At 59.5% G+C, this 7914-nt stretch carries 6 protein-coding genes and 1 pseudogene (1 of these 7 running past the window's edge); 6 read left to right on the plus strand and 1 reads right to left on the minus strand.

Going from position 1 to position 7914, the window contains the following annotated elements:
• The first annotated feature begins 108 nt into the window (after nt 1-108).
• Nucleotides 109-2211, plus strand: coding sequence for a methyl-accepting chemotaxis protein (locus MAIT1_RS12690; protein WP_085442657.1), 2103 nt, complete (start codon nt 109-111; stop codon nt 2209-2211).
• Between the two features lie 29 nt (nt 2212-2240).
• Nucleotides 2241-2717 carry an NADAR family protein gene (locus MAIT1_RS12695; RefSeq protein ID WP_085442658.1) on the plus strand — a complete coding sequence of 159 codons (477 nt, stop codon included), beginning with the start codon at nt 2241-2243 and terminating at the stop codon, nt 2715-2717.
• Between the two features lie 292 nt (nt 2718-3009).
• Here the strand turns inward: MAIT1_RS12695 and MAIT1_RS12700 are convergent.
• A pseudogene (locus tag MAIT1_RS12700) lies at nt 3010-4470 on the minus strand (catalase); the annotation flags it as partial.
• A 562-nt stretch (nt 4471-5032) separates the two neighbouring features.
• Here MAIT1_RS12700 and MAIT1_RS12705 point away from each other — a divergent pair.
• From MAIT1_RS12705 to MAIT1_RS12720, 4 genes are all read left to right on the plus strand, one after another.
• Nucleotides 5033-5449: a rubrerythrin family protein gene (locus MAIT1_RS12705; RefSeq protein WP_085442660.1), complete on the plus strand. Its 417-nt coding sequence runs from the start codon at nt 5033-5035 to the stop codon at nt 5447-5449.
• Nucleotides 5450-5529: 80 nt separating this feature from the next.
• Nucleotides 5530-6876, plus strand: coding sequence for a heterodisulfide reductase-related iron-sulfur binding cluster (locus tag MAIT1_RS12710; RefSeq protein ID WP_085442661.1), 1347 nt, complete (start codon nt 5530-5532; stop codon nt 6874-6876).
• Between the two features lie 18 nt (nt 6877-6894).
• Complete coding sequence (locus tag MAIT1_RS12715; protein WP_198947891.1) at nt 6895-7494, plus strand: DUF3501 family protein; 600 nt, start codon at nt 6895-6897, stop codon at nt 7492-7494.
• A gap of 286 nt (nt 7495-7780) precedes the next feature.
• Nucleotides 7781-7914, plus strand: the start of a protein-coding gene (locus MAIT1_RS12720; protein ID WP_158089473.1) for a TlpA disulfide reductase family protein. It continues 406 nt past the right edge of the window; 134 of the gene's 540 nt are visible here — the first part of the coding sequence; the start codon lies at nt 7781-7783; the stop codon falls past the right edge of the window.

Genomic DNA, 7914 nt, shown 5'->3' on the forward strand with positions numbered 1-7914 from the left:
ACGCACCCGTTCTCAAATTTGGACAGTTTTCCCCTCTTCGCTTAATTGGACGCGGCTTTGTTGGTTTGATGAAGCCCGGTAGCTGATTTTCTTGTAAGGAATCAACTCATGCACTGGTTATCCAAGGTCAAACTCCGCACAAAAATTCTCGGTTTGGTTGGCTTGCTCCTTCTGCTGATGGTGTTGCTGGGTGGTGCCGCGCAGTTGAAAATGCGTCAAATTGGCAGTGAATTGACCGCTATCGCCCATAAGGACATCCCGCTTTCCGAGGCGATGAAAAATGTGGAGGTCGCCTATCTGAATCAGTTGATCGAATTGGAGCGCAGCATGCGCCTGGGCGGCTTTCCTCTGGGCGAGGACGCTGGCGCCCGTTTTCAGCAGTCGCTCCAGATTATCGGCCAATACGACCAGCATGTGGATCAATCGCTGAACCACGCCAAGGAGATTGCGCAACAGGGCGCGCAGACGGCGCAGAGCCTGGAGGAGCGGGCGCAGTTCGAGAAATTCCTGAGCCAATTGGAGACTCTGGGCAGTCAACACGCCAAACTCAACGCCCATATCCATGAGATTCTCGACTCTTTGGCCAAGCCCGAGGCCAACCCTGCTGCGGGAGCGGACAAATCGGTGGAGCGGGAATCTCAAGAGCTGGAGAGCCGTCTGCATGAGATCGATAGCGCGCTGGAGTCCTTCACCACTGAGGCGGTGACGCGCGCCGAGAACGATGAGCATACCGCGGAGACCACCCTGATTGTGGTGAGTCTGATCTCCATCGGCATCGGCCTGATGGCGGGCTATGTGCTGGCCAATAATGTGCGGCGCCAACTGGGGTGTGAGCCGCATCAGATCGCCCACGTGGCGTGTGAAATCGCGCGCGGCAATCTGACCGTGGATCTGGACGCCATCTCCAAGCAGGATGAAGGCGCCTTTGGCGCTTTGCGCGCCATGACCCGTTCATTGGTGGAGATTTTCTCCGATCTCAATCACAAAGCCGCAGAGATTCACAAATCGTCGACTCTGTTGAACAAGCTCGCCCATGGCGTCTCCGACAACGCCCAGGAGCTGGACCAACAGGGCCAAAAGATCGCCTCCGGCGCGCAGGTGATTGATGTCAAACTTCAGGATATCAATGACTCCTCCAGCACCATGAGTTGGGAGATGGAGCGCGTCTCTCTCAATGCGCAATCGGCTAGCGGCGATATGACCACCATCTCCGCCGCCGCCGAAGAGGCCAATATCAATCTCTCCACGGTGGCCTCCGCCGCCGAACAGTTCAGCGTCAACATGCGCCATCTCAATGAAGGCAGTGACAACACTTACCGCTCGGTCAATTCGGTTTCGCAAACCGTCGGCGGCGTGAGTGCGGGCATTCGCGACGTGGCGCAGAGCTGCGAGGATGCGGTGCGCGAGTCGGTGGTGGCGGACGCCAGCGTAACCCAGGCGCGCAAGCAGATGGCCAAGTTGGTCACCACTGCCGAAGAGATTGGGCATGTGGCCGATTTGATCAACAGCGTGGCCGAACAGACCAACATGTTGGCGCTCAACGCCAGTATTGAGGCCGCTGGCGCCGGCGAGGCCGGCAAAGGCTTCGCCGTGGTGGCCAATGAGGTCAAGGCGCTGGCGCGGCAAACCGGGGAGGCCACGGAGTTGATCTCCGAGCAGATCCACACTATCCAAAATGGCGCCAGCTCCGCCAACCAGGCCACCGCCGAGGTGACGCGGGTGATCGCCATTCTCAATAGTTTGATTCATGATATTCAACACGCCATGGTGGAGCAGAACCACGCCATGGATGAGATCGCCCAGGCCATGGCGGCGGTTAAGCAGGTGAGCCAGCACATGACGCAGCAGGTGGCCGAGGCCAATGAGGGCGCCAGCGAAGTCTCCCGCAGCGCGCAGGAGGTCTCCACCGGCGTGGGCGAAGTGACCCAGAGCGTGGGCAACTCCTCGACCCTGGTTGCGCAGATGGCCGAGCGGGTGGAGAACGCCTACGCCAAAACCCAGGCCATCGCCAAGAGCATTGAGCAGACCACGGAAGCGTCATCTGATATGGTGCGCGGGGCCGAGCAGATCACTGGCGTGGCCTCCGGGTTGAAGGGCATGAGCGTGAATTTGAACCAGCAGTCCGATGCGTTCTCGCTCATGTCGAAAAACCTGCAGGAGATGTTGGCCGGGTTCAGGCTGCCCAACGCGGCCGCGCGCAGCGCTGCTTGATTCTAAAACTCTCTGAAATCGAGTCGCTTATGCACGAGCCGTCTGCGTCCTCCCCGATTCTGTTTTTTGAAGCCAGTGAAGCGCCCTATGGGGTCTTCTCCAGCTACTCAATGCACGCCATCACCCTCGATGACGGCGTGTGGCCGTCGGTGGAGCATGCGTTTCAGGCGCGCAAATTTCCGCCCGATTGCGATTTGGTGGAGCGCATCCGCTTGGCGCCCGATCCCGGTTACGCCTGTCTGCTGGGGCGTTCGCGAGAGTATCCGCTGCGCGCCGATTGGGAGACGGTCAAACGCGACATCATGGCTGAACTCCTGTGGGCCAAATTCACCCAGCATGCGGATCTGGCCGAGCTGTTGCTGGCCACCGGCGAGGCGGAGATCGTCAAACACTCGCCGTTTGACACCGAGTGGTCCGACGGCGGCGATGGGCGCGGGCAGAACTGGATGGGGCGCCTGATCATGGTGGTGCGGGAGAAATTGCGGGAGTCCGGCCAAAGGGAATAGCGTGTGAGGTGCGAGGATGCTGGTTGCGCTCTGATGGCGTAAACAAAGGTGGGCTCTGCGCAATAACGTAGAGCCCACTTTGTCGTTTCAACGTTGACGCAATTCAGAATTGGGTATGCACAAAGCCCCTTACGTGTATGAAGCGAAACTTACGAGGGTCCAGGGAAATCATTTCCCTGGCGGGTCGAGGGCAGAGCCCTCGCGGGTCCAGGGCGGCGCCCTGGTGGGGTCTGGGGCGAAGCCCCAGCCTCTTTACCCTTCCCCTGCAATGTTCAATTTCCATTCGAGCAGAGAGAGTCAGATTGACTCCAACCCCAGCGCCATAGGCGGGATCGGCCTTGCGGCAGTTCTCCACATGGCGCCGCTGCACCGCCTCATCGGCGCCGCCGATGGAGCGCGCGGTGTTGTCGAACAAGACCTGCTGCTGCTCCGGCGTCATGATGCGGAATAGCATGCCCGGTTGAGTGTAGTGGTCGTCGTCATCGGCGTAGGCGTTCCAATGATCCGCCGCGCCGGTCAATTCCAACGGCGGCTCCTTGGTTTCCGGCTGCTCCTGCCACAGGCCCAAACTGTTGGGCTCATACCCCTTCTCCGAACCAAAATTGCCATCCACGCGCATCGCGCCATCGCGATGGAAGAAGCTGCGGAACGGACAGCGCGGCGCATTCACCGGAATCTGATGGTGATTCACCCCCAGGCGATAACGCTGCGCATCGCCGTAGGAGAAGAGGCGGCCCTGCAGCATTTTGTCCGGCGAAAAACCGATTCCCGGCACGATGTTGGCGGGGTTGAAGGCCGACTGCTCCACTTCGGCGTGGTAGTTGTTGGGGTTGCGGTTCAGCTCCAGCACGCCCACATCAATGAGGGGGTAATCCTCATGGGACCACACTTTGGTCAGGTCAAAGGGGTGGAAGCGATAGTTGGCGGCCTCCTTCTCCGGCATGATCTGCACCTTGAAATCCCAGCGCGGATAATCACCGTTTTCAATGCTCTCATACAGATCGCGCTGATGGCTTTCGCGATCCTTGCCGACGATCTCTTCAGCCTGGGCGTCGGTGAGATTCTCAATGCCCTGCTGGCTCTTGAAGTGGAATTTGACCCAGAAACGCTCATTGTCCGCGTTGATAAAGCTGAAGGTGTGGCTGCCAAAGCCATGCATGTGGCGATAGGTGCGCGGATTGCCGCGATCGGACATCAGCACGGTGATCTGATGCAGCGCCTCCGGCAGCAGGGTCCAGAAGTCCCAGTTGTTCTGCGCGCTGCGCAGGTTGGTGCGCGGGTCGCGTTTGACCGCGTGGTTCAGATCGGGGAATTTGAGCGGGTCGCGCAAAAAGAACACCGGCGTGTTGTTGCCCACCATGTCCCAGTTACCCTCTTCGGTATAGAACTTGGCGGCGAATCCACGAATGTCGCGCTCGGCGTCGGCAGCCCCGCGCTCCCCGGCCACGGTGGAGAAGCGCACAAACACCTCGGTCTGCTTGCCCACCTCGGCAAACAGCTTGGCCTTGGTGTAGCGCGTGATGTCATGGGTGACGGTGAAGGTCCCATAGGCGCCGGAGCCCTTGGCGTGCATGCGTCTTTCCGGGATCACCTCGCGGTCGAAGTGGGCCAACTTCTCCAAAAACCACACGTCCTGCAATAGCATCGGTCCGCGCGGTCCGGCGGTGAGGACGTTTTGATTATCCGCCACGGGCGCGCCAAAGGCGGTGACCAGCTTCTTGAGGGCGCCGGTAATCGGTTTGCTTTCGCTCATCTTGTTTCCCCTTGAATGAAATGTTCCGTGTCTGGGAATTCATTGGTCGGTTACGTCCAGAGGTCAGTTCCGCTGGACGGATCATGGCTTGGGTGGGGTTCACTGTAGGGGAGGGGAGGGGGAAAAGGATAATACGAAATCTCAATACAAATAATAGCTGCACACTATAGTCCCATAAGATACGCTAGATTGAGCCTAGAAAACAGTGCTCCGCCATACAGGGCGTCTGGGCGCATCCCCCTTACGCCGTTTGTTGAATTTCTCCACCAGAACCCTTGCGCCACGCCATCTCCACGCAGATGTTACAAATTTCTTGCTTGGTCACAGTAGAGAAAAGACAATAAAAATATGTTCAAATCTCCTGCAAAATTATGCATTCCATGGTGTTATGCATAACATTCAACAGCAAATATAGAGAGCGCCTATAATTAGTATAACTATATAGTATTATGCAAGACGATATTTTGCGCCTATTGTGTTGAACAGCCCCACCCAATGGGGCCGTACGGCGGATGCGCCAGTCCGGCGCGGCGCCACCCAATCAATTTTTAGGAGAGCGAAAATGGAACTGAAAGGCAGCAAAACCGAGCAGAATCTCAAAGACGCGTTCGCCGGTGAATCCCAGGCCAACCGTCGTTATCTCTATTTCGCCAACAAAGCCGACGTGGAGGGTCATCCCGACGTCGCTGCGCTGTTCCGCTCCACCGCTGAGGGCGAGACCGGCCACGCCCATGGGCATCTGGAGTATCTGGAAGCATGCGGCGATCCGGCCACCGGCCTTCCGTTTGGCGCCACCAAGGCCAATCTGGCCACTGCGGTGGCGGGCGAAACCCATGAGTACACCGACATGTACCCGGGCATGGCCCAGACCGCGCGCGATGAAGGCTTTGATGAGATCAGCGATTGGATGGAGACCCTGGCCAAGGCCGAACGCTCCCACGCCAAACGCTATCAGAAAGCCCTGGACGAAATGGAGTGAGCCCGGCGGCGTCATGGGGACGCTTGGACGTCCCCATGGCTGCGCTGGTTGATGGAACCAAGTGATAGGGAGGGAGCGCCATGGCTGACGGCGGCAAACGCGAAGGCAATTTGGAGCAACCACTACGCCATCCGGTGGAGTGGACCAAGCCGGATTTCTTTGATGCGGCCTCTTTGGAAAAAGAGATGGACCGCGTATTCGAGATCTGCCATGGGTGCAGACGCTGTTTCAGTCTGTGCCAGGCGTTCCCTACGCTGTTTGACGCCATCGACGACAGCGAAGAGGGCGAACTGGATGATGTGGACAAGGGCGCGCTCTATCCGCAGGTGGTGGACAACTGCTACCTGTGCGATCTGTGCTTCATGACCAAGTGCCCCTATGTGCCGCCCCATGAGTGGGGGTTGGACTTTCCGCATCTGATGCTGCGGGCCAAGGCGCAGCGCTTCAAACAGGGCGGCTTTAAATTCCGCGACAAACTGCTCACCTCCACCGACCTGTTGGGCAGCATCGCTGGCATTCCGGTGGTGGCGCAGACGGTCAATTTCGCCAACAATTTCGGCCCCACGCGCAAGGCGCTGGAGGCGGTTCTGGGGGTGGACGCCGAGGCGACGCTGCCGCCGTTTCACTCCAATAAACTGCGCCATCGGCTGAAAAACCACGTCCCCGCCGCGGTCAAAGTGGAGCCGTGCAATGGAACCAAAGGGCGCGTGGCGCTGTTCGGCACATGCTACGCCAACAACAACATGCCGGAGTTGGGCGAGGATCTGCTGGCGGTGTTGGAACACAATGGCATCCCTGTGCGGCTGACCGAGAAGGAGCGCTGCTGCGGCATGCCCAAGTTGGAGTTGGGCGATCTGGAGTCGGTGCAGGAGGCCAAGGAGGCCAATATCCCGGTGCTGGCGGCGCTGGTGGACGAGGGGTGGGATCTGATCGCGCCGGTGCCCTCCTGCGTGCTGATGTTCAAGATGGAGCTGCCGCTGCTGTTCCCCGACGACAAGGATGTGAAGAAGGTCGCCGCCGCTTTCTATGATCCGTTTGAATATCTGATGCTGCGCCACAAGGGCGGGCTGTTGAACACCGACTTCAAGAAGTCGCTGGGCAAGGTGATCTATCACGCGCCGTGTCACCAGCGGGTGCAGAACATCGGTCTGAAGACCCGCGATGTGCTGCAACTGATTCCCGACACCACGGTGGAGGCCATCGAGCGCTGCTCCGGCCACGACGGCACCTATGCGGTGAAGAAGGAGTTTCACGCCAGCGCGTTGAAGATTTTGCGTCCGGTGGCGCGCAAAGTGACCGAAGCCAAAGCCGACTACTACGGCAGCGACTGCCCCATCGGCGGACGCCACATCGCCCACAACGGCATCAAGGATGGCACAGAGGCGACGCCGCCCATCTCCCTGTTGCGCATCGCCTACGGGATTTGAGCGAAAAGGAGGAGTTCGATGCAGGAGACCAGGATGGACAAATTGACGCGGGAGGATCTCTACTCCCTGGAAAAATATGCGGAAATCCGCCCGGAATTCCGTCAGCAGGTGATGGCGCATAAGAAGATCCGGGTGATTCCCGTGGGCCCCAACGCCACCTTCCACTTCGAGGACCGCCTCACCATGCAGTATCAGGTGCAGGAGATGCTGCGCGCCGAGCGCATCTTTGAAGCGGCGGGCATCGCCGAGGAGCTGGCGGTCTACAATCCGCTCATCCCCGACGGCGCCAACTGGAAGGTCACCTTCATGTTAGGCTATCCCGACATCGAAGAGCGACGTAGGAAGCTGGCCATTCTCCACGGCGTGGAAACGCGTTGTTGGGTGCGGGTGGCGGGGTTCGACCCGGTGTTCGCCATCGCCGATGAGGATCTGGAGCGCGACAATGAAGAGAAGACCTCCTCGGTGCACTTTCTGCGCTTTGAGCTGACGCCGGAGATGGCGGCGGCGGCCAAGGCGGGCGCAGGGATCTCCATTGGCGTGGATCATCCCGAGTATGCGCATCAGGTCGCCCCGCTGCCTGAAGCGCAGCGCGCCAGTCTGGCGGCGGATCTGGATTGAACACCCCGCGCGCAGCTCCCCCTATAGCGCTGCGTCCCGGGGCAAACAGGGGAGCCATTAGCTCCCCTGTTTGATTTTTCGCGCGCGCGCGCTCTATAGAAAGATGAGAGGGGCTTCGGTCGATCGCGCTGATGCGCGCGCTTCACGTTAGTCGAGTGGCCGTGGCGCGCACCGCTATCAGGTGGATACCTGACCTCACGATGGCAACCGCGCATTCCGCTTGCCCTGGGCGATGCGCTACGCCAGTATGCAATGGTTGTCCGCTAACGACTGCCAAGGCGCCTCTATGTCCCGAATGTTCCTGATCCGCACTCTCCTTGCGCTCTGCGTGCTGGCCGCGCCGCTGGCCGCCAGCGCGCAAGATGACACCGCAGGAGCCTCCAGCGCCCTGACCCAATCCATGCAGACTCCACTGGCCAC

The sequence above is a fragment of the Magnetofaba australis IT-1 genome (assembly GCF_002109495.1).
Taxonomy (GTDB): domain Bacteria; phylum Pseudomonadota; class Magnetococcia; order Magnetococcales; family Magnetococcaceae; genus Magnetofaba; species Magnetofaba australis.